A 24249-nucleotide genomic window follows, 5' to 3' on the forward strand; every position below is an offset into this window, starting at 1 on the left:
ATTCGCACTACACCTTTGGGTAGTAGAAATCCACAAAAAAAGTCCAATTTTTCAATTGGACTTTATCTATAGATTATAAAATTAATTTTTTATAAATTCTGATCTGAAACGGCGGCATTTCTTGCCTTTGCCAGCATCGGGATAGAAATAAGCCCCATGACAAGCATAATCACAATCTGAAGCGGTAACGAAATAAAGGAATAGGTAAGCCCCATCTCCCCTCCAAGTTCGGCACTTTTCCCCATTGAAATAAATAAAGCCATAAATCCGAACTTCATCGCCAGATTATACGCCCCTATTCCTCCACTGGCAGGAATAATCATTCCTAACGTTCCTACAACAATAATGAAAAATCCGTCTGCAGGGCTGAATCCTGAAGTTTCCGGAAGGGCAAAACATACAAGATATGCTGCAAAATAGTAGCAGATCCAGATTCCCAGGGTATAAAGAATGAATTTTCCTTTTTCTTTTAATTTGAAAATAGTCGTCAATCCCTGGAAAATCCCGTCGATAAAATTTACAATTTTACCTAGAAAAGGAACTCCGGAAAGTCTCTTTTTAAATACAAAGAATAAAACAGTACCGGCAATCAGTATAAGAAGGACCAGCAGTATCTTATCAGGATTAAGCTGTACCCCGGAATTTTTATAGAATGACAAAATTGCTTCGTACTTAAATAGCAATGTCAATCCAAGAAATCCCATCATACATAATAAATCTACCACTCTCTCCAGAATAATGGTACCGAAAGATTTGTCTACGGGAACTTTTTCCACACCATACAATGCTGTAGCTCTTGCCAGTTCTCCACTTCTCGGGATGGTAAGATTCATTAAGTATCCAAAAGAAATTGACCAGAGCGAGTTTGAATTTGAGATGCTGTGCCCCATTGGCTCCAGCATAAGATTCCATCTGATCGCCCTGAACCAGTAAGCGAGTAAACCAAATACCGAAGCAAATACTACCCAAAGATAGTTGGCTTTGGCCAATGACTGCTGAATCACTTTAAAATCAAGCCCTTTTAAGGCAAGCCATAAAAAAAAGCCTGCAAAAGCAAGCGATATTACTATTGTGAGAACCGACTTTAAGGGATTTTTTGATGTTTTCTCCATGAATCAGGTAAGAAGGTTTGTTTTTTCGTCGGGGAAAACAATTTTCGGCTGAAAGTCTTTCGCTTCCTCCGGGGTCATCTGTGCATAGGCAATGATAATGATGATATCATCTTTCTGTACTTTTCTTGCAGCAGGACCATTCAGGCATACTTCTCCTGATTTCCTTTTTCCTTTGATAACGTAGGTATCAAAACGCTCTCCGTTATTGACATTGACGATATAGACCCTCTCTCCCACTACCAATCCGGCAGCTTCAATAAGATCTTCATCTATCGTTATACTTCCTATATAATTAAGGTCAGAGGCTGTTACTCTCACCCTGTGGATCTTAGACTTAAAAACTTCTATTAACATACTGCAAATTTATTAATAAAAATTAATAAAACAGACCTTCTTAATCATTTTAAAACTCCCACTAACACAGGTATTTAATTTTACAAAATACAATAAATACAAACTTTGATTATAAAATCAATAAGCATATGCTTAAAAACTTTAATACTTTATACGTAATTTAGAATTTAATAAATACAGAAAATAATATTAACTTTTTGCTAAAGTCAATACACATAAGCATTTGGCATGATTTTAGTAACCCGTAACGTAGATTTTTCGTGAAAAACCGAATTATCATATTTTAACTATTTTCCCTGAAAAGTAAAAAAATTGTATAAGTTTTAATAAAAAAATTGCACAATTAGAAAATAGTATTATATTTGCTATAATTACGAACTAACTTTAATATTAAAAATTATGAACAAGTCTGAATTAATCGACGCAATCGCAAAAGATGCAGGTATCACTAAAGTTGCAGCTAAAGCTGCTTTAGAATCTTTCATTGGTAACGTAACTACTACTTTAAAGAAAAAAGACGGAAAAGTTTCTTTAGTAGGTTTCGGTACTTTCTCAGTAGCTGAGAGAGCAGCTAGACAAGGTATTAACCCTGCAACTAAAAAACCGATCAAAATCGCTGCTAAAAAGGTAGCTAAATTTAAAGCTGGAGCTGATTTATCAAATGCAGTTTCTGGTGCTAAGAAAAAATAATCATTCAGATTACAAAAATTCAAGGGCTGTTTCTTAGAAGCAGCCTTTTTTCATGTGTTTATGTGAGCGATTTCAGATACTATCCTGGAAAGGTAGCTCTTGAAGATAATATAAAACTCGAAAAATGACATTTTGCCTCTCATCTTATCAAGCACCAAAAAAATAAGCGGACTCATGCCCGCCAGTGTAATTATCGAGGATAAATCTCTCTAAAATAATTTTCAACTCTCAACTTTCACCTCTTAAGGTGCTAATCTTGAAATCTTCCAATCCAAATTTTCGAGTTGATAGATAATTCTGTCATGAAGACGATTGGGTCTTCCCTGCCAGAATTCAATTTCATACGGTTTCGCAATATATCCTCCCCAGTTTTCAGGCCTTGGGACTTCACTGTTTTCGTATTTCTTTTCCAGGTCCTTCAGTCTTTCCTCCAGGAACTCTTTATTGGGAATCACCTGACTCTGTGGAGAGGCCACTGCTCCCAGCTGGCTTCCTTTCGGTCTTGAATGAAAATATCCGTCACTTAAGTTTTCAGCTACTTTTTCCAGGTTTGCTTTGATAATAATCTGTCTCTCCAGATTGGGCCAGAAGAAATGAAGACACGCCTTATGGTTGCTTGCTATCGCCTTTCCTTTTCTGCTGTCATAATTGGTATAAAAAATAAATCCTTCATGAGTATAAGCCTTAAGCAACACCATTCTTGTTCTCGGACAACCATCTTCTTCCATTGTAGAAACAGCCATAGCATTTGCTTCAGAGATCACAGCACTCTCACTTGCCTCCAAAAACCAATCCCTGAACTGCTCTATGGGATTTTGTTTTATCTCACTTTCAATAAGTTGGGATTTCTCATACACTTTTCTTTTGTCATGCAGGTTTTCCATAAATATTTTTTATTAAATTTGAGTATGAATCACTCATACAAAGGTAAAATATTAATCTCGACCCCTGACATTTCCGGCGATCTTTTTCAAGATCTGTAGTCTTGGTTATTGAACATAATGAAAGTGGTGCATTTGGTTTGATATTAAATAAAAAGAACAGCCAGATGAGTACTAAATTCAACGATTTTTTTGATTTTAAGATCGAAGTATATGATGGCGGGCCTGTAGAGAATGATAAAGTATTTTTTATTGTAAAAAGCAATAAAAAAGTTACTGAAATTTATACTGACATTACTGATGAGTATTATCTTACAGAAGATATTGAACGGATCATCAGTGCTGTTTTAAATAACGAACTGGATATCCACAACGTTAAAATCTTTTCGGGATATTCGGGATGGTCTCCCAACCAGCTCGATACCGAAGTACAAAGAAAAATGTGGACGGTAGTGGATGTTTATAATCTTGACTACACGCTTCCGAATGATCAGACTTTATGGAAATCTATCATGCAGAATCTTGGAGGTGAATTTTTACTATGGGCCAATTCCCCGGAAGATATATCATTGAATTAATAAAAGATCGGTAAACCTTTTGAAAATAATTAACAAATTTTAAGATTACGTTAACCAATTTTTAAAAAACTTTTCACGTTATTTGAAAAACCAAAATCAATAAAAATGAAAGGGATTAATTTACTTGCTATATCAATCTTTTCTACTTTGTTTTTATCGTTTACCCCTGTCAGCAAAAAGTACATTGTCATAGATGCCGGCCATGGCGGAAGTGACAGAGGAGCCGTATATGGTAACTTTTCTGAAAAAGATATTTCACTGAGTATTGCCAAAGAAATACAGAAACTTAACGTCAGCGATACGTATGAGGTGATTTTGACCCGAGATTCCGACAGCTATCCAAGCCTTTCTGAGAGAACAAAGCAAATCAATACACTTAATCCCGAAATGGTTATTTCACTTCACATCAATTCTTCATCCATGGAAGAAACTCCCAAACACGGACTTGAAGTATTTGTTCAAAATGCAGAAGAATCAAAGAAACTGGCGGGAAAAATCTATAAAATTTAATGTCCGTAAAATTGAAGAAACCAATCTGCACATGCTTCGAGAAACTAAAGCGCCTGCGGTATTGGTAGAACTTGGATTTATTAATAACTCGGCAGACAGAGCTTACATGACGAGTGAAAAGGGACAAAAAGAAATCGCGCAAAAATTCGTTGAGATCATCAACGGAAATTAATAAAAAAAAACAATTTCTGATGTTATCAGAATAAAACCCGGTAAAGGACTTTATAATGTTGTTTACCGGGTTTGTCAATTTTATGAGGTAAAACTCTCTTTCCAGCTTTCTACCAGTTTCAGGAAACGAGAGGTTTCAAAAGTTTTATTTCTGATTTTACCTACAGAGAAGATCCCTTTCTCATCAGAAATCATTAAAATTTCTTCAGCTTTCTGAGATTCAAAAGCAATGATCTCATGCTCCTGAATGTCTGCCAGTTTATTTTTATGTAAGAAGGTAACAAAATTTTCCATTAAAGGAGAAATGTAAGCGCCTTCAGTCTGTTTAGGCACCTTAATGACATCCCCTTCTAAAAAGAGAAGATTCCCTGAAGTGGTGCGTGCAATTCTTTTGTTGGGATTTAAAAGAATAACATCATCCAAATCATTTTCCTGAGCATAGATTCCGCCATAAATATTTTCCGGGCAATGGACTCTGATATTGCTCAGCAGGTTATTGTTGACATTAATTTCTTTAATCAGATCCAGCTCCAGCGGTCTTTGATGTACATCCAGAAAGTCGTTCATTTGCTGTACTTCATAAAAGTAAGAAACTGAAGATTTTGATAATGTTGTTCCATCATTATTTCTGAAGACCTGAAAATTGATAATTCCATTCTGGATTCCGGCATCTTCTATTATTTCTTTTTGAAAAAGAGATTGGAAATACTCCAGGGTGTAGGTTAAGGGAATATTCATTCTCATCTTTCTCATGGAAGCCATCAGGAAGAAATAGCATTCTTCATCCATGACCAATTCACCGTTTCTCACAAAGAAAGAAACCTTCACAGCATCACCTAACATAAATGCTCTGTTCTTTACATGTAATGCTTCTGATGTAAAATATAGATTTTCCAATTTTTGATGTGATTTATTTACAAAAAAATAATGAACGATAAATCGTTCATCAGTTTTATCATTTTAATACAGCCCGACATTATGCTGCACCTAATTTTATTCTAAGGTTTTCAATAAGATTTTCCCAATACATTGCGTTTTCCTCTTCATCACCTTCTTCACAGAAATCTGTAATATTCAGTGCTAAATCTTCTGTAATATCATCTATTACGATAGTCATTTCAAAGAAATTCTTAGTTCCTTCGTCTTCTTCCCATCTGAAACGCACGAAACCTTCAGGCTTATATCTGATCAAAGTGGCCTTTTCTGCGGGTCCTCCGCCCCAGCTAAAAAAGAAGTCATCGCCTTTCTCTGTTACCTCATCCGCAAACCATTCAGACAATCCCTCTGCAGTTGCCAGATATTCGTATAAAATCTCTGATAAACAGTGCATTGGAAATTCGTAATGGACTTTATGTTTCGCCATATAATCTTTGTTTTATCGTCCCGCAATATATAAATTAATTTTTTTATTACACAAAAAAGGAATTACTTTTTTAAAGAATCTTCATGATATTTATCAGAGATTTTAAATCTGTATTATGTTAAATAAGAACAATTTAAACTATGATGTAAAGCATAAAAAAATCTCTCCGTTTTGGAGAGACATGATATTTAATTTTCATTCAGAATGTCTAGTATAATCTGACAACCTTCCCTGATTTCTTGAGTGGAGATTGTCAGTGGCGGGGAAATTCTCAGATATTCGTTTCTGTATAGCTGCCAGAACACAATAAGACCTTTCTCCATACATTTTTTGGCGACATCCAATGTATATTCCGGAGTCCCCAGATTGACAGCAAGCATGAGTCCCTTGCCATTAATATTTTTAATTTTAGGATGCACCAACAGTTCTCTGAATAATTTCTCTTTTTCTGAAACTTCTTTCATCAGACCACTTTCTAAAACTTCTTTTAACGTAGCATGACTGGCTGCTGCAATCAGAGGGTTTCCTCCAAAGGTGGTAATATGTCCGAGTTTGGGAGAATGGGATAATGTTTCCATGATCGCTTTAGAACTCATGAAGGCTCCTACAGGAACTCCTCCACCCATTCCTTTTCCCATAACAAGGATGTCGGGAACGATTCCGAAATGTTCGAAAGAAAATAGCTTTCCGGTTCTTCCGAATCCGGGTTGAATTTCATCAAGGATCAACAGTGCCCCAACTTCTTCACACCTTCTCTTCAGTTTGATCAGGTAATCATGATGGGGAACTAAAAAACCTGCTGCCCCTTGGATAGTTTCCAAAATGACACAAGCTGTTTTCTCGGTGATTTTATCGAAATCATTTTCATTATTAAACTCTATAAAAGATACCATTGGCAGCAGCGGGCGAAATTCTCTTTTATGGATTTCGTTTCCGGAAACACTTAAAGCCCCATGAGTATTTCCATGGTAAGAATCTTTAAAGGAGACAATTTCTTCTCTTCCGGTATATCGTTTTGCCAGTTTTAAGCTTCCATCAATTGCTTCAGCTCCGCTGTTGACCAGATAAGTAACTTCCAAAGGATCAGGAGTGGCTTCTGCGAGTAATTTACATAACGCGATGGGTTTATCCTGTGCATATTCACCATACACCATTACATGAAGGTATTTATCGGCTTGTTCTTTGATTGCATTGACTACTTTAGGATGTGAATGTCCTAAGGTATTGGCAGAAACACCTGCTACAAAATCCAGATATTTTCTACCATCGGTACCGTAGATATAACTTCCTTCCGCTTTTTCAACTTCAAAACCGGCGGCAAACTTTGTTGTTTGTGCCTGATATATAAAAAAATCTTTTTGCATTTCCATGATCACGAAAAATTTCAGCAAAGCTATAAAAGATTCATCAAACTCCGAAATTTTTAGTTACAATAAAAATCACTCTTACCATAGGGATAAGAGTGATTCGTTTAATAACAAACTTACTTTATAGCACCTTTTCTACAGTCATATAATTATCATTGGTAATCGTATAACCAATAGTTTCACTTACTCCGGAAACTGCATAAAAAAACCGCCTTTCCGGCGGTTTTTTATCTATATTATTTTCTGGTTCTTTTTGGTTTTTTGGCTTCCTCTTTAGCCTTTTCGTCATCTATCGCTTTCTGCGCCTTATCGAATAATTCGTTATCAGAGATATACTGTATTTCTTCATTGTTGGGACTGTCAACCAGAATATCCTGCCATTTCCTGATCCGATCTTTGGTATTCCAGTTAAAATCCGGAAACTTTCTTTTTGATGGTTCTATTTTACTCATCGGATAGGTATCTGAGTTGGCACCAATACTACAGGAGATAATCTGTAAGGCTTTTTCTTCAAATAGTGCTCCGATAATACCGCAGGTTGACAAGGTAATTCCAATTCTTTCCGGTTTTTTAGTCTCCTGATCCGTATCATCTACGTAAACGATAGATTGGGCATTGCCTATAACTTTTGCTTCTTTAATGTCATTCTTTTCATAGTAGACTGTCATTAATTTTCCTTTCACCTGATTGAATTCATCTTTCAGGTTAAGAGAATCAACTTTACTGATGGCAAAGGCATTTCCAATTACCCTCAGAGAGTCTATATTTTCGTTTTCAGTATTAAAATAAGCTTCTACTTTATCACCGGTCACCTGTTTCTCTCCACTCCATAAAATCGGCTTTGTATACATATGCATAATACCGTCCGTTTCGTTAAAGGTGATGGAATCTGCTCTACCCTGGGCATTTGATTTGTAGACCCTGGCTTTTTTATAAGCCCGTAAAAAGCTTTTCTTTATTTTAATGTCAAGTGAATCCGGTTTTTGATAAGAGATTATTTTTTCTGCGGCAAAATACACGGAATCTTTCTCCATTGCTTTTACCGCATAGGGATTTTTGGTCATCATCGCAGAATCTTTCTTCTCAAAAATCTCACCGTATCCTCCTTTTATATATCTTCTTTCCTTAGGATCATCCAATGTTACATTACCCGTAGCTTTTCCGAATCCTGTAAGCTGATTAAAATACATATCATCACCGGTAAGGATCTTATCGTTATAAAAGATCTTGGAATTCTTATTAAGGAAAGCTTCCTTCGTTTCCATTCGATAAGTACCTCTTTCGGTGTACACCCTGTTTTTGGGATTGGCTCTGTTGGTAATGGTGGTGGGTCCGAAAAATTCAGCCACTTTGGTATTCTGGTTCTGTTTGATATTTACGCCCTCAATAATGTATTGAGCATTATCGATCTTTACATTTCCTACAAAGTCGATCATCTTTGTATCCAGAAAATACGTTGCAGACTTTGTATACATCACATTTCCCTGGCTGTCAGAGATTGTTCCGCCGGTATTGAAGTAGGCCTGATTGGCAAGCCTGTCGTAGTACAGAATATCTGTTTTTATGGTTTGTTTGGGATCGGTAAGGACAACGCTTTTCCGGGCTACACCTTTTTGGGTGTTTCCGTCGTATTCCATTTCTCCTGCGGTAATTACCGAGCCGTCAGCGTTCTGAAGCCTTGTATTCCCCATGGCCTTTACAAAGTTCTCTTCGTTGTATAAGACCACCTCATCAGCTGTAAGAACAGATCCCTGATGTTCTATCTGAACATTTCCTGTAAAGTATTGATTACCCTCATATTTTGCAGGGTCTTTTATGATTTTATCCGCATGGATGATCTTTATTTTATCCTCAGGTTTTTGCGGTTGCGGTTTTGCCGGAGAAGGAGCCTGCAAATAAGGATCTCTCTTCACTGGAGTTTTATCCTGCGCAACACTGAGCGTAGAAATAAAGATAAACAGAAAAAGGATTATTCTCATTAATTAGTCATTCTTAGTGCCATAGAAATATAGCGAATGAGAATCAATTTTTACGCCAAAAGCTTCTTCGATGGCTTCTTTGATTCCTTGGATTCTTGGGTCACAGAATTCAATAATTTCTTCAATTTCTTTATCAGAATCTTTTTTGTAGATCACCAAATGGTCATGCTGTTTATCAAAATAAGACTTCTCATAAGATGAAGAGGTTAATGTCTTTTCTCCGAACTGATGTTTACGGATTAGTCCTGCGTCAAGGAAAATCTCAATAGTGTTATAAATCGTAGCTTTGGAAACGTGATATTTTTTCTGCATCATCAGAAGATACAGATCATCCACATTAAAGTGATGATCCATATTATAAATTTCTTCCAATATTGTATACCTCTCAGGTGTGTTTCTGAACCCTTTTTCTAAAAGGTAGTTCCTTAAAACATCCTTGATCAAAGCTATATTTTTTTCTTTTTGTACTGTATCCATTAAAAAAATTATCTACAAATTTATCGATTTTTATTTAAATAGATAGTATGGTTTAAAGCCTTGTGACTTAAGAATTGTGACGGAAGTATCCGGATTGTTCAATCTTATTGTCGTAAACCGTCAATTCTGTGATGGGTGCAGATTCTACCTCAACGTTGTGTGAAGACACTCCCCATGCCTTAAAGTCGTCACTTCCGATATACTTCACAAAGTTGTAAATATTAAGGGTAATCTTCTGTTTAACAGTTAAAAGTATATCGTTGATATAGGTGTTATCTATGATCACATATTTAAGATCCGGCGGTATGTTATGGGCTCTCAAAGACGGGTGACTGCTTCTTGAAGGAATGGTTTCGTCTGCCATTAGATCCTTCAGAACCATATTGAAATAATCGTTGATTCTTCTGTCTACTTTGAACCCTAATAGGAAGTTAATTTTATATACTGTTCCGGGAAGTATTTCATCCACAGTGTATTTAAAAGTATAGGGATCTTCCTGATTGACTATGCTCAGGATGAAATAATGATCTGCTCTTTTTGGCTGCTTTTTGATGATAGAGTAAATAATTTTTGATTCTACTTCATCATTTCTTTTAGCACGACTTAGGTAGGCTAAGTTGGTGGCATATTTTGGAATAGACTCATCCAGTTTCATATCTTTAAGAATAGATACGTATTTTTCTATTTTCACAAACTGGATAAATCTGGTTTTGATCAGTCTTCCGTTGTACCATGCATACATGGAAACTCCGATAGAACCGGCCAATACAACTGTAATCCATCCACCTTCCATGAATTTGATAATGTTGGCACTGAAGAAGCCTAATTCGATAGCCATATAAACCATTGCAAAAACCAGAATCAATACTTTGCTTACTCTGTGTTTCAGTAGCCAGAAAACCAACAGGACTGTCGTCATCAGCATTGTTACTGTGATGGAAAGTCCGTAGGCAGCTTCCATTTTCCCTGATTCCCTGAAATGAAGAACCACAATGATACACAGGATAAGAAGTCCCCAGTTGATTCTTGGGATATACATCTGCCCTTTTACTCCCGAAGGGTAATCAATTTTTTGATTTGGCCAAAGGTTAAGAGACATGGCTTCTGAGAATATGGTGAATGAACCTGTAATCAATGCCTGGCTGGCAATAATTGCAGCAGCTGTTGCCAAAATTACTCCCGGGATGATCATCCATTCTTCCATGATTCCAAAGAACGGGTTTACTACAGAGAATCCAGGCTTGTCATAATTGGTCAGAAGCCATGCTCCCTGCCCAAGATAGTTAAGAATAAGCATAATCTTAACGAATGCCCAGCTTACCCTGATATTTTTGGCTCCGCAGTGTCCCAGATCAGAATATAGTGCTTCTGCTCCGGTTGTACAAAGGAAAACAGCTCCAAGGATTACAATTGCACTCGGAGAATTGACAATGAGTTTATAAGCGTAATAAGGATTGAAAGATCTTAAAATCTCAAAATTTTCGCTTAAATGCATTACTCCCAGACCTCCTAATACAAGAAACCAAACTACCATTACAGGACCAAAAAACTTCCCGATAAAGCTGGTTCCGAATTGCTGTACCACAAAAATGGCAATCAGGATCCCGATAGTAATAGGTACAACAGGAGTATGTGGATTATAAATTTCAAGACCTTCAATAGCTGACATAACGGTAAGCGATGGCGTAATGACGCCGTCTGCAATAAGGGCTGCAGCACCAATGATTGCTATAAGGTACAACCAGCCTTTTTTAAGATTTCTTACCAAAGAAAATAAGGCAAGAATACCTCCTTCCCCTTTGTTATCTGCTCTTAAAGCAATAATCACATATTTGATTGTAGTCTGCAGGGTAAGGGTCCAAATAATACAGGAAAGGGCTCCCTCAATGTATTCGTTGAATGGCATATTGCTCCCTTGGGATCTTGCATTCACAATTGCTTTCATTACGTAAAGCGGAGAGGTACCAATATCTCCAAAAACAATTCCTAGAGACACTAAAACTCCAATAAAGGAAAGTTTCTTGATGTCGAAGTGGTAGCCATCTTCTGTAACTTCTGCCATATCAGCTTAATTTATTTTAAAGGCGCAAATTTATATTAATTTTATGACGTCAAGAACTTTTCTTCATGAATATAATAAATGAAAAAACTTCCTTTCGGAAGTTTTTCTCTATGATGATTACTTAACGTACATTGCTTTTTTAATTTCCTCTTTTACTTTTTCAAGCTTCGGGAACCATTCTGCGAATAATGCAGCTGAATATGGAGCAGGTGCATCAGGAGTAGTAATTCTCTTGATCGGAGCATCTAAATAATCGAATGCTTTTTGCTGTACCATATACGTAATTTCTGAAGATATTGAACCAAAAGGCCATGCTTCTTCTAAAATAACCAATCTATTTGTTTTCTTTACAGATGCTAAAATTGTATCGAAATCTAAAGGACGAGCTGTTCTAAGGTCAATTACCTCCACAGATATTCCTTCTTTTTCCATATCTTCGGCAGCTTGCAATGCCAATTTCATGATTTTACCAAAAGAAACCAGGGTAACATCTTTACCTTCTCTCTTGATATCAGCTTTGCCTATTGGTAGGTAGTATTCTTCCTCAGGAATTTCCATTTTATCTCCATACATCTGCTCAGATTCCATAAAGATCACAGGATCGTTATCCTGAATTGCAGTTTTCAGCAATCCTTTTGCATCATATGGGTTAGAAGGCACTACCACTTTAAGTCCCGGGCAGTTGGCAAACCAACCTTCAAAAGCCTGAGAGTGGGTAGCTCCCAACTGTCCTGCAGAAGCCGTAGGCCCACGGAAAACGATCGGGCAGTTCCACTGTCCACCACTCATCTGACGGATCTTTGCCGCATTATTGATAATCTGATCAATTCCTACCAAAGAGAAATTGAATGTCATAAATTCTACGATAGGTCTGTTCCCATTCATTGCAGCTCCTACAGAGATTCCTGTAAATCCAAGTTCTGCAATCGGTGTATCGATCACTCTTTTTGGACCAAATTCATCCAGCATTCCTTTTGAAGCTTTATATGCACCATTATATTCTGCAACTTCCTCCCCCATCAGATAGATGGATTCGTCTTTACGCATTTCCTCGCTCATTGCCTGTGCAATTACCTCACGAAAAGTATATTCTGCCATATTTTCTTGAAAAATTTAGACTACAAAAATAGTGTTTTTTTATTATACACATCATAAAAAAGGCATCTCATTTGAATGAAGGGCTTCAATAACCATAATAATTCAGGAAAGAATATTTTATAAAATAAGGAAGTTACCGACGGACGAGGCCTATTAAAAATAAATTTCACCGCTTACCTCCTAATCATAAGAGATTGAATTTTCATAACAGGCATTAAAAAAAACAACATTTCATTTCTGAAATGTTGTCTTAAAATTCTATTTAAACTTATATTAATTAGCTTTTTCCCAAACCTGGGTTCTTCCAAGTAAAGATAATCCAAGGTAACCTCTTACGTTCAGCTTATCTCCGCTTTTTGTAATGGTACATTTATAGGTTTTCCCTGTTTTAGGATCTGTAATGCTTCCACCTGTAAACTCATCACCATCCTTTTTGAGTCCTCTGATGATTTCCAGGCCCAGAATAGGTTTTCCTTTTCTGTCGTCTTTACAGGCTGTACAGTTTGGATCGGCAGGTTTTATCAATAACTGGGAAACTTTACCGTAATATTTTCCATCTGATTTTTTAAATATCTCTACAATAGATTTAGCCTGTTTTGTTTCGTCATCTATCGTTTTCCACTTACCTTCTATCTGTGCAAATGTAAGCACACCAAACATCGAAAGCGCGAATGTTAACAACATTTTTTTCATATTTCTTATAGTTTTAATTTTAATTCAATATTCTTATCTACGTATTGATAAAAATATAAATTAATTTTCAACAAACAAAAACTTTTATTATACGAAGCATAAAGTGGTGAAAATAACAAACATAATCGCCGGCTTTGGGTACATCAAAGAGTTTTTAATTCAATTTTCTGTTAATTACCCTGCTCATATAATCCTGATACCAGGCTTTTGCGGTTTGCTTCCCTTTTTCCACTTCAGGGGTTTTAAGTTGGCTGATCAGATTCTTTTCAAGTCCGAGGTCTGATTTTTCATAGACTCCTATGATATCTTTTCCGTCAAAACGATAGATATAATTTCCGATGATAAATTGCTCGGTACTCCCGTCGGAGTTAACCACGATGGAAGTGTAGTTTTTGTCACTTACCAGGCTTTTCCCCCAGCTTCTTATAGGTTTATTGTATCCGATAAGGTCTGCCAAGGTAGGATAAATATCTGTCTGCTGTGCAGTTTGCTCATTCACTCCTTTAAGCTGATATTCAGGATTCGGGGAATAAAATATTAACGGAACGGCAAACCTGTTCATTGCCTTTTCATATTCAGAATAATAAATCTGATTGGTGTGGTCTCCTGTAAATACAAAGATAGTATTGTGGAACCAAGGCTGTTTTTTAGCCGTTTCAAAATACTTTTTAATGGCATAATCGGTATACTGTATCGGCTCATGCATTTCTATCTTTCCTTTTTAAATTTACCGTTATATTTTTCAGGAATTTTAAAAGGGTGATGGGATGAAGCCGTAAATACTGTGGTCATAAAAGGCTGGGACTTTCCTACATTTCTGGCAAAATACTGAAGGAAAGGCTCATCCCATATGGCCCACATCCCGTCAAAATCTTCATCATGATTGTATTCTGTCTTCCCGAAATAATGTTTAAATCCTAGAATATTACCAAATCCTAGAAATCCCATAGATCCATTTGGGGCCCCATGATAAAAAGATGTATCATAGCCCAGGTCGTTACAAACTGAAACGATAGATTGTATTTTCTGATTAGAATAAGGTGAACCTGTGAAAGCATCTGTAAGGCTCGGAATTCCTGCCAGTACACTGCTCATCCCGTGAATAGACTGTCTCCCGTTGGCAAATGCATTGGGAAAAATAAGGCTTTGCCCCGCCAGACTGTCCATAAAAGGTGTGTAGGAAACATAGTCTTTGATATTTTTATCTTTATTAAAGGCTCCGGAATATTCTCTTCCGAAAGATTCTACAATAAAAATAACGATGTTGGGACGGTTTTCTACTTTTCTTTCATACAGTTTGTAAGGCTGCACATTATCTTCAATATATTTTTCGTCTACAAAATGTACCTCTTTAAAATTATTAGTATTTAAGGTTCTGAAAAACGAAAAAGTGCTGTTGAGAACAATATTTCCCTGAAGCGGATTCGTTACAAAACGGGTGGCATCCACCATGTTGATAGGCCTTGTGCTATGTTTGAAATCTCCTCTGATTCCGCCTACCACCAAAACTACGGCAAGGCATAGAACAAGTATGGAGGAAAGGAAATAATGAACCATTTTTACGGGTTCTTTCTCCTGAACTTTGACTCTTTTATATAGAAAAACCCACAGAATCATTAAAACAATATACCCAATAAATACAAATGGGTGCTGCCCTATAGAAATGAAGAGTGTTTTAGAAACATTGGATTCATGCTCTGCTACCTGAAATACTGCTGAAGTAAGCCTTGACTGTGAGAATTTATAATAAATAAAATCTCCGAAATTCATAGCATAGGCAATCCCGTTGGTTAAAAAATAAGTCCAGAAAAGAACTTTTTGAAAGCCTTTCCTGGTATTGATTATCAAAGGTAAAAGACTAAGCAGGATAAATAGGGAATTGACATATAAAATTGCGGTGGTATCGAAAGCGATACCATGATAGGCAAGCTTTACATATTCTGATATCGAATCAACTTTTATGAGATCTTTATTAAAGTACCAGAATAAAAGTCTTGCGATCTGATAAAAAAAGTATGCTAAAAAATTCTATACAGTAATGCCAGAATTTCCTGTTTTCTCAATCCTTTTAAAAATTTCATGGGGCAAATTTACATCAAAATCACTTTCATGCCATTTTTAGTTCATATTATTTTGAGTCAGAACTTTTAAAAACTGTAATTTTGTGCTTATGAATTTTATAAAAAATAATCTGGCCAATGCCTTAACCCTGGCTAATTTATTTGCAGGTTGTATAGGAGCAATACATCTTATTTCCGGAGATTATCAGACTACGGCAATTTGCCTTATTCTCTCCGCCGTTTTCGATTTTTTTGACGGTTTTGTAGCCAGAGCTTTACGATCAAATTCAAATCTGGGACTTCAGCTTGATTCTCTTGCCGATATGGTAAGTTTCGGACTGATCCCGGGACTCACGATGTATAAAGCTCTTGAACCGTTTGGAGCAGAACTGATGGGGCTTCATTTACCATTTGAGGTAAAATACCTTGGTTTAATTGCTACCAGCTTCTCGTGCTTGCGACTTGCTATTTTTAATCTTGATGAAGAACAGAGATACTATTTCAAAGGTTTAAATACACCAACAAATACGGTTTTACTGTTTGGTTTGTATTATGCTTTTAAAGAAACCGGAAGTTTCAGTTTCCTTTTTGAAAGTGAAATCCTGTTACTTTTACTTACCCTTATTACTTCCTTTATGCTGATCAGTCCTGTTAAAATGATTGCCATGAAGTTTAAATCCAAAGCATTAAAAGACAATTACCCTAAAATAGCATTATTACTGGGTGGTATTGCAATTCTGGCAATATTTAAACTGGTTGGGATTCCTTTGCTCGTTATTTATTATATCCTGATTTCCCTTGTTTTTCAGAAACAATTAAAATAAAGTAGAAAACCAGGTTTATCCTTTATAATATTATTAATACTTTCAAATTACTACTATAAAAATGAACTTAAAACTCCATAAACCTCTTTGTGTATTTGACCTTGAAACCACAGGAACCAATATTGGAAAAGACAGAATCGTTGAAATCTGCATTTTAAAAGTAAATCCTGATGCTTCCAGAGAAAGCAAAACATGGCGTGTAAATCCTGAAATGCCGATCCCGAAAGAAAGCAGTGACATCCACGGAATCTATGATCAAGATGTAAAAGATGCTCCAACTTTCAGAGATATTGCTCCTAAAATTATGGAAATGCTTGCAGGCACTGATCTGGGAGGATTCAATTCGAACAGGTTTGATGTTCCCCTTTTGGCTGAAGAGCTTTTAAGGGTAGGTATGGATTTTGATCTGAGTAAATTCAGATTGGTGGATGCGCAAACTATTTTTCATAAAAAAGAGCCCAGAAACTTAGGAGCTGCTTATCAGTTTTATTGTGGAAAAACATTGGAAAATGCACACTCGGCTGAAGCTGATGTCATGGCTACTTTTGAAGTTCTGGATGCCCAGGTGGGTAAATATGATGACATCCCGAATGAAATTGCACCGTTAAGTGAATTTACCTTTCATAATAAGCATGCTGATCTTGCCGGGTTTATCGGATATAACGAAAAACTTGAAGAGGTGTTCAACTTCGGAAAGTACAAAGGACAGTGTGTAAAAGTAATATTTCAGAAAGATCTGGGGTATTTCGGATGGCTTCAGAATGCTGATTTCCCTTTATACACCAAAAAGATTTTTACAAAGATTCAATTATCAAGTAAATTTTAAAAAATGTCAGACCTGATTCGTTTTAAGTTTTATGAAACGGCCCTTGAAGCTAACAGGGACAAACAGATATTGGCTGAAAACGGCATCAACAGCTTCATTGCAAATGAACAGCTTATTCAATCTGATTGGTTGCTATCGCAAGCTGTAGGCGGCATTCAGCTGCAGGTATTTGAGAATGATGTGGAAAAGGCAAAAGAAGTTCTTCAGGACTATAATGATAATGAGAAATTCACTCTTGAAGTAGAACATACGATTTCAGATCCTGAATTTGATTTTGTATGCCCGAAATGCGGCTCTAACCATATCTACAGAGATGACAGTGCAACAAGCTTTTTTGGTATATCTTTTTTGACGAGCCATACATTCAAATGCTACTATTGTGGAAATGAGTTTAGTCACGAATAAATAGAAAATAAAATATTCAGAGTAATAAAAAGATTGCTTCGTTCCCGGCAATGATGCAGTTTGAAAAATAAATAACGAACTATGAAAATAATCTGCATAGGAAGAAACTACAGCGAACACGCGAAAGAATTAGGAAACGAAATTCCTGAAAATCCTGTTATTTTTATGAAGCCCGATACGGCTGTTTTAAAAGGGAATGATTTTTATATCCCGGAATTCTCAAATGACATCCATTATGAACTGGAAGTCGTGGTAAAAATTTCAAAAGGCGGGAAATACATTCAGAAAGAATCTGCTCACAAACATTATGAGGAAATAAGCCTGGGAATTGATTTTACAGCAAGGGATCTTCAGTCTGAACTAAAAGGAAAAGGGCTTCCCTGGGAACTTGCCAAAGGTTTCGACGGCTCAGCTGTAGTGGGAAATTTCTTTAAAAAAGAAAATTATAATCTTGAAAATCTGTCTTTCTCACTGCTGAAGAACAAGGAAAAAGTACAGGATGGAAACACAAAGGATATGATATTCAATATTGATGATATTATTGCTTTTGCTTCCCAGTATTTTACATTGAGGGTAGGTGATCTTATTTTCACAGGAACCCCAAAAGGAGTTGGAAAAGTTGAGGAGAATGATATTCTTGAAGCTGACCTTGAAGGAGAAAAAAATCCTGGACATCCGAATATTATAAGTATTTAACACCAAAGTCTGGTAAATTTTTCCTATCTTTAGGTAACAAAATGAAAGGTTATGATAAATATTGTATTACCCGTAGATTTTGGGGACAAGACAGACCAATTGGTGGAAGGTGCCATAAAATTTGCAAAACAGCTTAACGGCAGAATTTACCTCATTCATGTAGCACCATCAGATATAGGATTTGCTATTGGTGATATGGGATTTCAATATTTTCCGGAAGTGGAAGCCAATGAAATCAGAGAGGAACTGATTCAGCTCAACAAAATTGAACAAAGAATCATTGCTCATGATATCGATTGTGAACATCTGTTAAAGCAGGGACTTGCCAAAGACATTATTCTGGAACATGCCAGGGATAAAAATGCAGATTATATTGTAATGGGTTCTCATGGCAGAAGCGGAATCTATGATGTATTTGTGGGCAGCCTTACCAAAGGGCTTACCAAGAGTTCCCCGGTTCCGGTTTTGGTACTTCCTATCCACGACTAAGAAAAGAAAATTTTAATCGTTAGTAATAAAAAAACCGATCAAATAAATTATTTGATCGGTTTTTTACTATATAACCAATTAATTAACCTTCTTTTTTATAGATATTCGGATCGTAGTAAGGATGCTTACCTTCCGTTGGAGAATAATAGTCTTTATCTTTATCACCACCTAATGTTACAACCAATACGTAGCACCAGTAAGTGAATAATACACAGCAAACTATAAATAGAATCCAGTTTAAAACATTTCCAAAAGCATCAAAGAATCCGAAACTCCATTTGAAAACTTTGCTTAAGAATAGAAAGAAAGACGTCATTATTTTCCTTTTTTAAATTAACTTTGTACAAATTTATAAAAAATGTTTAAATTACTTTCAAAAGAAAGCAATATTTTTTCAATTCCTGTATATATTGGTTTTCTTCTTTTAGTAGTAATAATATTTAACATACTGAATTTCAATACTTACGAAGCAATAATTGCCGGAATTACTTTTCTGGGAATTGCTTTGGGATATTTTTGTTTTCACAGTGTTGCACTTAATTATCAAACTCACCTTCCTCTATTTTTATATACTTGTTTTGCCTTCGGGTTGTATCCCGGAAATTTAGATATAGGAATTGCGGTTTCTCTGCTTACCAATTCGTTTCTTATCCTTCTTCTGACCAGTGCGGATGAGGATATCAGAAAAAAATCTTATGTTTTGGTAGGAGCCATTGTAGCATTAAATTTTATATTTCTTCCTACCACCTGGCCCATGGCTGTATTTGTTATCATCCATGTTATTGCAACCTCGGCGAAAATAGGATTAAACCTTTTCAGGTTTTTACTGGGGATCGTGCTGATTGCATTCAGTTATTTTTCTGTCATGTATTTCGTACATTTTACTTCATGGAATATCGATTATTTTCCTTTTGGCAAGATGAGACCTATGGCTGATTATACGGAATTACTTCCTTTGATTCCGGTAGTCATGATGTTAATTTATGCAGTATATGACCATTTTCAAAACTATAATAAGAAAAGCCCCATAAGCAGGTATAAATACACTTTCCTGCTGGTCTTTTCTCTGGCACAGCTTGTTACCATTATCATGTATATGAATACCAACTATGAGTATCTGCTCCTGTTAGCATTTCCTTCAAGTATTATTCTGAGCAGGATGATGAGATTTTTACCAAAATATTGGATGCAGGAGGCCAGCTTATGGCTTATTATTATCAGCCTGCTTACCTTTAAGGCAGGTACAGTTTTTGACTTATTTTAAAAAATTATGATTCAGATAGACGATAAATTGATTTCTGAGGAAATTTTTTCCGAAGAATTTGTTTGCAACCTTACCAAGTGTAAGGGTGCATGTTGTGTGGAAGGAGATGTGGGAGCTCCGTTGGATAAAGACGAGCTTGAAATATTGGACAGTATTTTTGACAAAATAAAACCTTATCTCACTCAGGAAGGCATCAAAGCCCTTGAAGAACAGGGAACATGGACTACTGATCCGCACGACGGAATGTATGTTACTCCTATGGTGGAGGATCGCGAATGTGCCTATGTAACTTTTGATGAAAAAGGCATTACGAAATGCGGTATTGAAAAAGCCTACGAAGACGGTGCTGTAGACTGGCAGAAACCTATTTCCTGCCATCTTTACCCGATTCGTATTACAGAATATTCTTCATTCACTGCTTTGAATTATCATGAATGGAATGTGTGCAGCGACGCCTGTACTCTGGGAAAAGAGCTTCAGGTTCCTGTCTATAAATTCTTAAAAACTCCATTGACAAGAAAATACGGAGAAGATTTTTATAACGTACTCAGCGAAGCAGCCGAGGAATGGAAAAAGAATACGGCTCATAATCTTATCAGGATTTGATTCAAATAAAAACCGCAGAAAATTAGTTTTCTGCGGTTTTTATTTGAAAGAGCAGCAATTTTATTGTTTTGCTCCTTTATGCTCTTTACTGTCTGTCAATACTTCAGTTTTATCCGTCTTTTCCCAGCCATCTTCCGGCATTAATACGGCGACATTACGACCTTTAGAAAGATATTTTTTAGCCACTTCCTGCAGGTCTTTTACGGTAAGTGCCTTTACTTTTTCCTGGTGGTTCAGAATATCATATGGATCGCTTCCGTCTACCTGACTCTGAGCAATACCCTGCAACCAGAATCCGTTGTCTTTTAGGCTTGTTTTGTATTCGTTGTATTCACCTTCTTTATATTTGTCGAGGTCTTTTTGCTCAGGACCTTTATCAATAAGCTTTTGAAGTTCGGCCGTTGCACTTTTGATTAATTTTTCAACATTTTCGGGCCCACAAGGGAAATTAATACTAAAACTATAGGTACCATACGGAACTTTGCTCAAGCCGCCACTTGCTCCGCCGCCATAAATGCTACTTTCATCTTCTCTCAATTTTTCGAGAATTTTAATGGTAGCCACTTCTCCCAGTGCCGAAAGGGCCAATGCTTCTTTTTCGTTATATGGTGTTTCTCCGCTGTAAGAGATGTTTACCAGGCTTTTAGGTTCTTTGCCTTTTTTGTAAACCTTTGTATAATTTCCTTCTACCGGTCTGTACCCTGTATCTCTAAAAGTAGAAGGCTGTCCTGAAACAGGAAGATTAGCAAGATAATGAAGGGCTTCATTTTCAAGCTGCCCTTCGTCTATATTTCCAACAAAATAAAAATGGAAGTTCGCTGCATTGGCAAATTTCTGTCTGTAGATCTCATAGGCTTTTTTATAGTCTGTGTTCTTCCAGTCTTTTTCAGTAGGTTCAAGACCTATAAATCGGGGGTTCTTTTGATTGACAAACTTTGCATATTCACTGGAAAAATAATATTCAGGATCAGCAGCCAGATGAGTCAGCATCGCAGATTTCTTTGTCTTATATGCATTGAATGATTCCGGATTATAATTTAATTCCGTAAAACAAGCATAGATAAGCTCCATAGCTGTTTTTAAGTCTTTCTTGGAACTTGTTCCCGACACCCCTTCTGTCAATCCGCTAATGTAGGAACTCGCGCTCACCTGCTTACCTGCAAGATAATGAGTGAGATCCGTTTTTGAAAGGCCACCAATTCCTGCTTCTAATAAAGCATCAAAGGCAAACTGTGTTTTATTGTAATCCGCATCCGGAATAATGGAGCTTCCACCTAAGCTTACTGCTGCAAATAGAATCTCATCGTCTTTAAAGTCTGTTTTTTTGAAAGTAACTTTTATGCCGTTGTTTAACGTCCAGGTTGTTGTTCCCAGTTTAGCATCTGTTTCTGTCTTTGTGATTTTTCCTTTAGATTCAAAGGGTTTTATTAAGGTTTCAGCTTTTACCTTTTCTACGTATGGTTTGAGATCTGCCACTTTCAGATTTTCAAAAGTATTCAGAACCATAGATTCTGTCGGCATTTTTATATCATCTTTTGCAGGGCCGGTAATGACTACTACTCTGCTGTCGTCTTTCACAAGCTTGCCAATAATTGCGTTCGTTTGCGTCAGTGTTATCGTGGGTAAAAATTTTTTAATCTGGTCATATTCCCAGCTGATTCCGGGAATGGGTTCCTGTCTCAAAAAGTTGTCGACATACCCACCGATCAGGGCACCACTTTCATTTTTATCTCTGTTATTATAGGCCCATTCATAAGAGGAAAGAACCTGAGATTTCGCCCGATCCAACTCAGAAGGGGTAAATCCGAATCTTTTGCTCTTTCAACCTCTTCCAAAAGGATCTTCAGTGCATTAAGCTGATCACCATCTTTGGTTACGGCCGATCCCTGAAATGCTTCCTTTGTTCTTGCATAGGTTCCACCGTGATATACAGCGCCATAGGTAAAAGGTGGATTCGTTGAATTGATCAGTTCTCCTAACCTGCTGTTCAGCATGATATTCACAAGTCCTTCTACAACTCTTTGCTGATATTGCTCAACAGTACTATCCGGTTTGTAGGCTTCCTCGTCTTTGATCATAAACTGTACCCCGGAGCTTGTGGCATCAGGATCTGTTTCTATGGCTACAAGTGTTTGTTTGTGGTTGGGAAGATCAAAACTTTTTCTTTCTTTGGGATTTACCGCTTTTTTATACTTCCCGAAATTATCCCTGATTTTCTTTTCAACCTCTTCTACATTGATATCTCCTACAACGATAATGGCCATCAGGTCAGGCCTGTACCAATCCTGATGAAATTTTCTGATCAGATCAGGGGTAAAGCTTTCCAGCACTTTTTTATCACCAATGGGAAGTCTCTCTGCATACAGAGATTTATACAGCTGTTTGGGAAGATATTTATCCTGCATTCTTTTATCAGGACCAAGCCCCAATCTCAGCTCTTCCAGTACGACTCCTCTTTCTTTATTGATCTGTTCGTCAGAAAGGGTAGCATTAAATGCCCAGTCTTCCATTACCTTCAATCCTGTATCCAGATTCCCGGGTTTGTCCAGCGGAACCGGGAGCATGTAAACCGTTTCATCAAAACCTGTGTATGCATTAAGATGCTGCCCGAACTTTACTCCAATCGACTGCAGGAAATCTACTAATTTATTATCCGGAAAGTTTTTGGTCCCGTTAAAGTTCATATGTTCCATAAAATGGGCAAGCCCTCTTTGATTTTCATCTTCAAGAATGGAACCGGCATTGATTGCCAGGCGGAAATCGACCTTCTTTTCAGGAAGCGCATTTTTCTTAATATAATACTTCATCCCGTTGGGAAGGGTACCGATTTTTACAGAAGGGTCTACCGGGATATTTTGTCCGAAAAAAACTTGTGGAAATCAAGCTGACAAACATCAATGAAACTAATCTTTTCTTCATATGCTTTCTTTTTCACTACAAAAGTATACATTATTTGTAGACTATGTCCTTAAACTATAGTTAAACCTTGATAAAAGGTCATAAAAAAACCGGAAATCATCCGGTTTTCATTTTATTAGAGTTATATGACTGCTTATTTGAAATCAGCATCCGTAACTCCTGAATTGATTACAATTTTAGTAGTTTTAATATTCACTTTCTGTCCTGCACCTTCAGCCTCTATTTCAGCAGGGAACTGCAATCCGTCTACAGTCATATAGCTTTTCATCGTTACATTTCCTTCCCCTGCAATAGATTTGTATAAAAGCCCCGTTGAAGCGTCAAAGTAGAATTTTCCTTTATCTGAAGTAAGCACATTATAATCTTTCCCATCCAGTTTTTCTACAGTCACATTCTGAAAAGTGGCCGCCTCAAAAGCCAATGCATCTACAGGTCTTCCTTTTTTAAATTCAGCAATTTTATCAGCAGGAATATCAGTCTTTGTTCCCATCTGATCAAAATATCCTTTTTCACCGTCAAATAACTGAACCATCTGTTGTCCCATCAATGATTGTACGGATTTGAATTTATTACCTAACTTTTTTGTTGTCATGGTAATTTCCATCCCCTGAGCGCTGATAACGTTGTCTGTAATAACAGATTTTACAGCATCTAATTTATCTTTTCCTCCTAAAACTTTAAAATAATTATCAATTACCTGTTTAGGTGTCAAGTTTGATTTTGCGGCCTCCGTTTTCACAGAAGCGGCATCTTTCTTCTGAGCTACAGCCGGAACAGAAAATAGTACGGCACAGAAAAATGGAATGATGATCTTTTTCATATTAT

At 36.7% G+C, this 24249-nt stretch carries 21 protein-coding genes and 4 pseudogenes; 10 read left to right on the forward strand and 15 right to left on the reverse strand.

Annotated elements, in window-relative coordinates:
• Positions 1 to 89 precede the first annotated feature (89 nt).
• Both H3Z85_03160 and H3Z85_03165 read right to left on the reverse strand, forming a co-directional pair.
• On the reverse strand, positions 90 to 1112 hold the full coding sequence (locus H3Z85_03160) for a flippase-like domain-containing protein (GenBank protein ID QPQ52494.1): 1023 nt from the start codon (positions 1110 to 1112) through the stop codon (positions 90 to 92).
• Positions 1113 to 1115: 3 nt separating this feature from the next.
• The gene (locus tag H3Z85_03165) at positions 1116 to 1466 is read right to left on the reverse strand and encodes an aspartate 1-decarboxylase (protein QPQ52495.1); all 351 of its coding nucleotides are present in this window, start codon (positions 1464 to 1466) and stop codon (positions 1116 to 1118) included.
• A 399-nt stretch (positions 1467 to 1865) separates the two neighbouring features.
• Here H3Z85_03165 and H3Z85_03170 point away from each other — a divergent pair, with 399 nt between their 5' ends.
• Positions 1866 to 2156, forward strand: a complete 291-nt coding sequence (locus H3Z85_03170; protein ID QPQ52496.1) for an HU family DNA-binding protein — start codon at positions 1866 to 1868, stop codon at positions 2154 to 2156.
• A 242-nt stretch (positions 2157 to 2398) separates the two neighbouring features.
• Here H3Z85_03170 and pdxH read toward each other — a convergent pair whose 3' ends face one another.
• On the reverse strand, positions 2399 to 3040 hold the full coding sequence (gene pdxH / locus H3Z85_03175; protein ID QPQ52497.1) for a pyridoxamine 5'-phosphate oxidase: 642 nt from the start codon (positions 3038 to 3040) through the stop codon (positions 2399 to 2401).
• A 24-nt stretch (positions 3041 to 3064) separates the two neighbouring features.
• Between pdxH and H3Z85_03180 the strand changes: the two are divergent.
• Positions 3065 to 3615, forward strand: a pseudogene (locus tag H3Z85_03180) (YqgE/AlgH family protein).
• Positions 3616 to 3720: 105 nt separating this feature from the next.
• Positions 3721 to 4297: pseudogene (locus H3Z85_03185) on the forward strand (N-acetylmuramoyl-L-alanine amidase).
• An 80-nt stretch (positions 4298 to 4377) separates the two neighbouring features.
• Here H3Z85_03185 and H3Z85_03190 read toward each other — a convergent pair.
• The 9 genes and pseudogenes from H3Z85_03190 to H3Z85_03230 form a co-directional block, all read right to left on the reverse strand.
• Positions 4378 to 5139 (reverse strand): aminotransferase class IV, encoded by a 762-nt coding sequence (locus H3Z85_03190; GenBank protein QPQ53830.1) that lies wholly within the window; start codon positions 5137 to 5139, stop codon positions 4378 to 4380.
• Between the two features lie 133 nt (positions 5140 to 5272).
• Positions 5273 to 5659 (reverse strand): SRPBCC domain-containing protein, encoded by a 387-nt coding sequence (locus H3Z85_03195; protein QPQ52498.1) that lies wholly within the window; start codon positions 5657 to 5659, stop codon positions 5273 to 5275.
• Positions 5660 to 5847: 188 nt separating this feature from the next.
• Positions 5848 to 7023 carry an aspartate aminotransferase family protein gene (locus H3Z85_03200; protein ID QPQ53831.1) on the reverse strand — a complete coding sequence of 392 codons (1176 nt, stop codon included), beginning with the start codon at positions 7021 to 7023 and terminating at the stop codon, positions 5848 to 5850.
• Positions 7024 to 7262: 239 nt separating this feature from the next.
• Entirely contained in the window at positions 7263 to 9005 is a 1743-nt protein-coding gene (locus tag H3Z85_03205; protein ID QPQ52499.1) for an organic solvent tolerance protein OstA, read from the reverse strand.
• Positions 9006 to 9008: 3 nt separating this feature from the next.
• Positions 9009 to 9482: a transcriptional repressor gene (locus tag H3Z85_03210; protein ID QPQ52500.1), complete on the reverse strand. Its 474-nt coding sequence runs from the start codon at positions 9480 to 9482 to the stop codon at positions 9009 to 9011.
• Positions 9483 to 9549: 67 nt separating this feature from the next.
• Positions 9550 to 11544, reverse strand: coding sequence for a KUP/HAK/KT family potassium transporter (locus H3Z85_03215; GenBank protein QPQ52501.1), 1995 nt, complete (start codon positions 11542 to 11544; stop codon positions 9550 to 9552).
• Positions 11545 to 11661: 117 nt separating this feature from the next.
• Entirely contained in the window at positions 11662 to 12642 is a 981-nt protein-coding gene (locus H3Z85_03220; protein QPQ52502.1) for a pyruvate dehydrogenase complex E1 component subunit beta, read from the reverse strand.
• 273 nt (positions 12643 to 12915) lie between these two features.
• A complete protein-coding gene (locus H3Z85_03225) occupies positions 12916 to 13335 on the reverse strand; it encodes a DUF2147 domain-containing protein (GenBank protein QPQ52503.1) in 420 nt (139 codons plus the stop codon).
• Positions 13336 to 13489: 154 nt separating this feature from the next.
• Positions 13490 to 15416: pseudogene (locus H3Z85_03230) on the reverse strand (LTA synthase family protein).
• A gap of 89 nt (positions 15417 to 15505) precedes the next feature.
• On the opposite strand from H3Z85_03230, the gene H3Z85_03235 reads away from it, so the two are divergent.
• The 5 genes from H3Z85_03235 (at position 15506) to H3Z85_03255 (ending at position 18635) form a co-directional block, all read left to right on the forward strand.
• Positions 15506 to 16219 carry a CDP-alcohol phosphatidyltransferase family protein gene (locus H3Z85_03235; protein ID QPQ52504.1) on the forward strand — a complete coding sequence of 238 codons (714 nt, stop codon included), beginning with the start codon at positions 15506 to 15508 and terminating at the stop codon, positions 16217 to 16219.
• Between the two features lie 61 nt (positions 16220 to 16280).
• Positions 16281 to 17045 carry a 3'-5' exonuclease gene (locus H3Z85_03240; GenBank protein QPQ52505.1) on the forward strand — a complete coding sequence of 255 codons (765 nt, stop codon included), beginning with the start codon at positions 16281 to 16283 and terminating at the stop codon, positions 17043 to 17045.
• A 3-nt stretch (positions 17046 to 17048) separates the two neighbouring features.
• Positions 17049 to 17450: a DUF2007 domain-containing protein gene (locus tag H3Z85_03245; GenBank protein ID QPQ52506.1), complete on the forward strand. Its 402-nt coding sequence runs from the start codon at positions 17049 to 17051 to the stop codon at positions 17448 to 17450.
• 81 nt (positions 17451 to 17531) lie between these two features.
• Positions 17532 to 18146 (forward strand): fumarylacetoacetate hydrolase family protein, encoded by a 615-nt coding sequence (locus H3Z85_03250; protein QPQ52507.1) that lies wholly within the window; start codon positions 17532 to 17534, stop codon positions 18144 to 18146.
• Between the two features lie 51 nt (positions 18147 to 18197).
• Positions 18198 to 18635 carry a universal stress protein gene (locus H3Z85_03255; GenBank protein QPQ52508.1) on the forward strand — a complete coding sequence of 146 codons (438 nt, stop codon included), beginning with the start codon at positions 18198 to 18200 and terminating at the stop codon, positions 18633 to 18635.
• An 82-nt stretch (positions 18636 to 18717) separates the two neighbouring features.
• Here H3Z85_03255 and H3Z85_03260 read toward each other — a convergent pair whose 3' ends face one another.
• Positions 18718 to 18951: a hypothetical protein gene (locus H3Z85_03260; protein ID QPQ52509.1), complete on the reverse strand. Its 234-nt coding sequence runs from the start codon at positions 18949 to 18951 to the stop codon at positions 18718 to 18720.
• Between the two features lie 42 nt (positions 18952 to 18993).
• Between H3Z85_03260 and H3Z85_03265 the strand changes: the two genes are divergently transcribed.
• Positions 18994 to 19899, forward strand: coding sequence for a hypothetical protein (locus tag H3Z85_03265; GenBank protein ID QPQ52510.1), 906 nt, complete (start codon positions 18994 to 18996; stop codon positions 19897 to 19899).
• Between the two features lie 6 nt (positions 19900 to 19905).
• A complete protein-coding gene (locus H3Z85_03270; protein ID QPQ52511.1) occupies positions 19906 to 20505 on the forward strand; it encodes a DUF3109 family protein in 600 nt (199 codons plus the stop codon).
• A 60-nt stretch (positions 20506 to 20565) separates the two neighbouring features.
• On the opposite strand, the pseudogene H3Z85_03275 reads toward H3Z85_03270, so the two are convergent.
• Positions 20566 to 23424, reverse strand: a pseudogene (locus H3Z85_03275) (insulinase family protein).
• Positions 23425 to 23557: 133 nt separating this feature from the next.
• Entirely contained in the window at positions 23558 to 24244 is a 687-nt protein-coding gene (locus tag H3Z85_03280; GenBank protein ID QPQ52512.1) for a hypothetical protein, read from the reverse strand.
• Between the last annotated feature and the right edge of the window lie 5 nt (positions 24245 to 24249).

This window comes from Chryseobacterium indologenes, assembly GCA_016025055.1.
In the GTDB taxonomy this organism is placed as follows: Bacteria; Bacteroidota; Bacteroidia; order Flavobacteriales; family Weeksellaceae; genus Chryseobacterium; species Chryseobacterium indologenes.

Excerpts from the sequence above, each read along its gene's own strand:
- H3Z85_03160 (QPQ52494.1), bottom strand. The coding sequence starts at position 1,112 with ATGGAGAAAACATCAAAAAATCCCTTAAAGTCGGTTCTCACAATAGTA.
- H3Z85_03165 (QPQ52495.1), bottom strand. The coding sequence starts at position 1,466 with ATGTTAATAGAAGTTTTTAAGTCTAAGATCCACAGGGTGAGAGTAACA.
- H3Z85_03170 (QPQ52496.1), top strand. The coding sequence starts at position 1,866 with ATGAACAAGTCTGAATTAATCGACGCAATCGCAAAAGATGCAGGTATC.
- pdxH (QPQ52497.1), bottom strand. The coding sequence starts at position 3,040 with ATGGAAAACCTGCATGACAAAAGAAAAGTGTATGAGAAATCCCAACTT.
- H3Z85_03190 (QPQ53830.1), bottom strand. The coding sequence starts at position 5,139 with ATGTTAGGTGATGCTGTGAAGGTTTCTTTCTTTGTGAGAAACGGTGAA.
- H3Z85_03195 (QPQ52498.1), bottom strand. The coding sequence starts at position 5,659 with ATGGCGAAACATAAAGTCCATTACGAATTTCCAATGCACTGTTTATCA.
- H3Z85_03200 (QPQ53831.1), bottom strand. The coding sequence starts at position 7,023 with ATGCAAAAAGATTTTTTTATATATCAGGCACAAACAACAAAGTTTGCC.
- H3Z85_03205 (QPQ52499.1), bottom strand. The coding sequence starts at position 9,005 with ATGAGAATAATCCTTTTTCTGTTTATCTTTATTTCTACGCTCAGTGTT.
- H3Z85_03210 (QPQ52500.1), bottom strand. The coding sequence starts at position 9,482 with ATGGATACAGTACAAAAAGAAAAAAATATAGCTTTGATCAAGGATGTT.
- H3Z85_03215 (QPQ52501.1), bottom strand. The coding sequence starts at position 11,544 with ATGGCAGAAGTTACAGAAGATGGCTACCACTTCGACATCAAGAAACTT.
- H3Z85_03220 (QPQ52502.1), bottom strand. The coding sequence starts at position 12,642 with ATGGCAGAATATACTTTTCGTGAGGTAATTGCACAGGCAATGAGCGAG.
- H3Z85_03225 (QPQ52503.1), bottom strand. The coding sequence starts at position 13,335 with ATGAAAAAAATGTTGTTAACATTCGCGCTTTCGATGTTTGGTGTGCTT.
- H3Z85_03235 (QPQ52504.1), top strand. The coding sequence starts at position 15,506 with ATGAATTTTATAAAAAATAATCTGGCCAATGCCTTAACCCTGGCTAAT.
- H3Z85_03240 (QPQ52505.1), top strand. The coding sequence starts at position 16,281 with ATGAACTTAAAACTCCATAAACCTCTTTGTGTATTTGACCTTGAAACC.
- H3Z85_03245 (QPQ52506.1), top strand. The coding sequence starts at position 17,049 with ATGTCAGACCTGATTCGTTTTAAGTTTTATGAAACGGCCCTTGAAGCT.
- H3Z85_03250 (QPQ52507.1), top strand. The coding sequence starts at position 17,532 with ATGAAAATAATCTGCATAGGAAGAAACTACAGCGAACACGCGAAAGAA.
- H3Z85_03255 (QPQ52508.1), top strand. The coding sequence starts at position 18,198 with ATGATAAATATTGTATTACCCGTAGATTTTGGGGACAAGACAGACCAA.
- H3Z85_03260 (QPQ52509.1), bottom strand. The coding sequence starts at position 18,951 with ATGACGTCTTTCTTTCTATTCTTAAGCAAAGTTTTCAAATGGAGTTTC.
- H3Z85_03265 (QPQ52510.1), top strand. The coding sequence starts at position 18,994 with ATGTTTAAATTACTTTCAAAAGAAAGCAATATTTTTTCAATTCCTGTA.
- H3Z85_03270 (QPQ52511.1), top strand. The coding sequence starts at position 19,906 with ATGATTCAGATAGACGATAAATTGATTTCTGAGGAAATTTTTTCCGAA.
- H3Z85_03280 (QPQ52512.1), bottom strand. The coding sequence starts at position 24,244 with ATGAAAAAGATCATCATTCCATTTTTCTGTGCCGTACTATTTTCTGTT.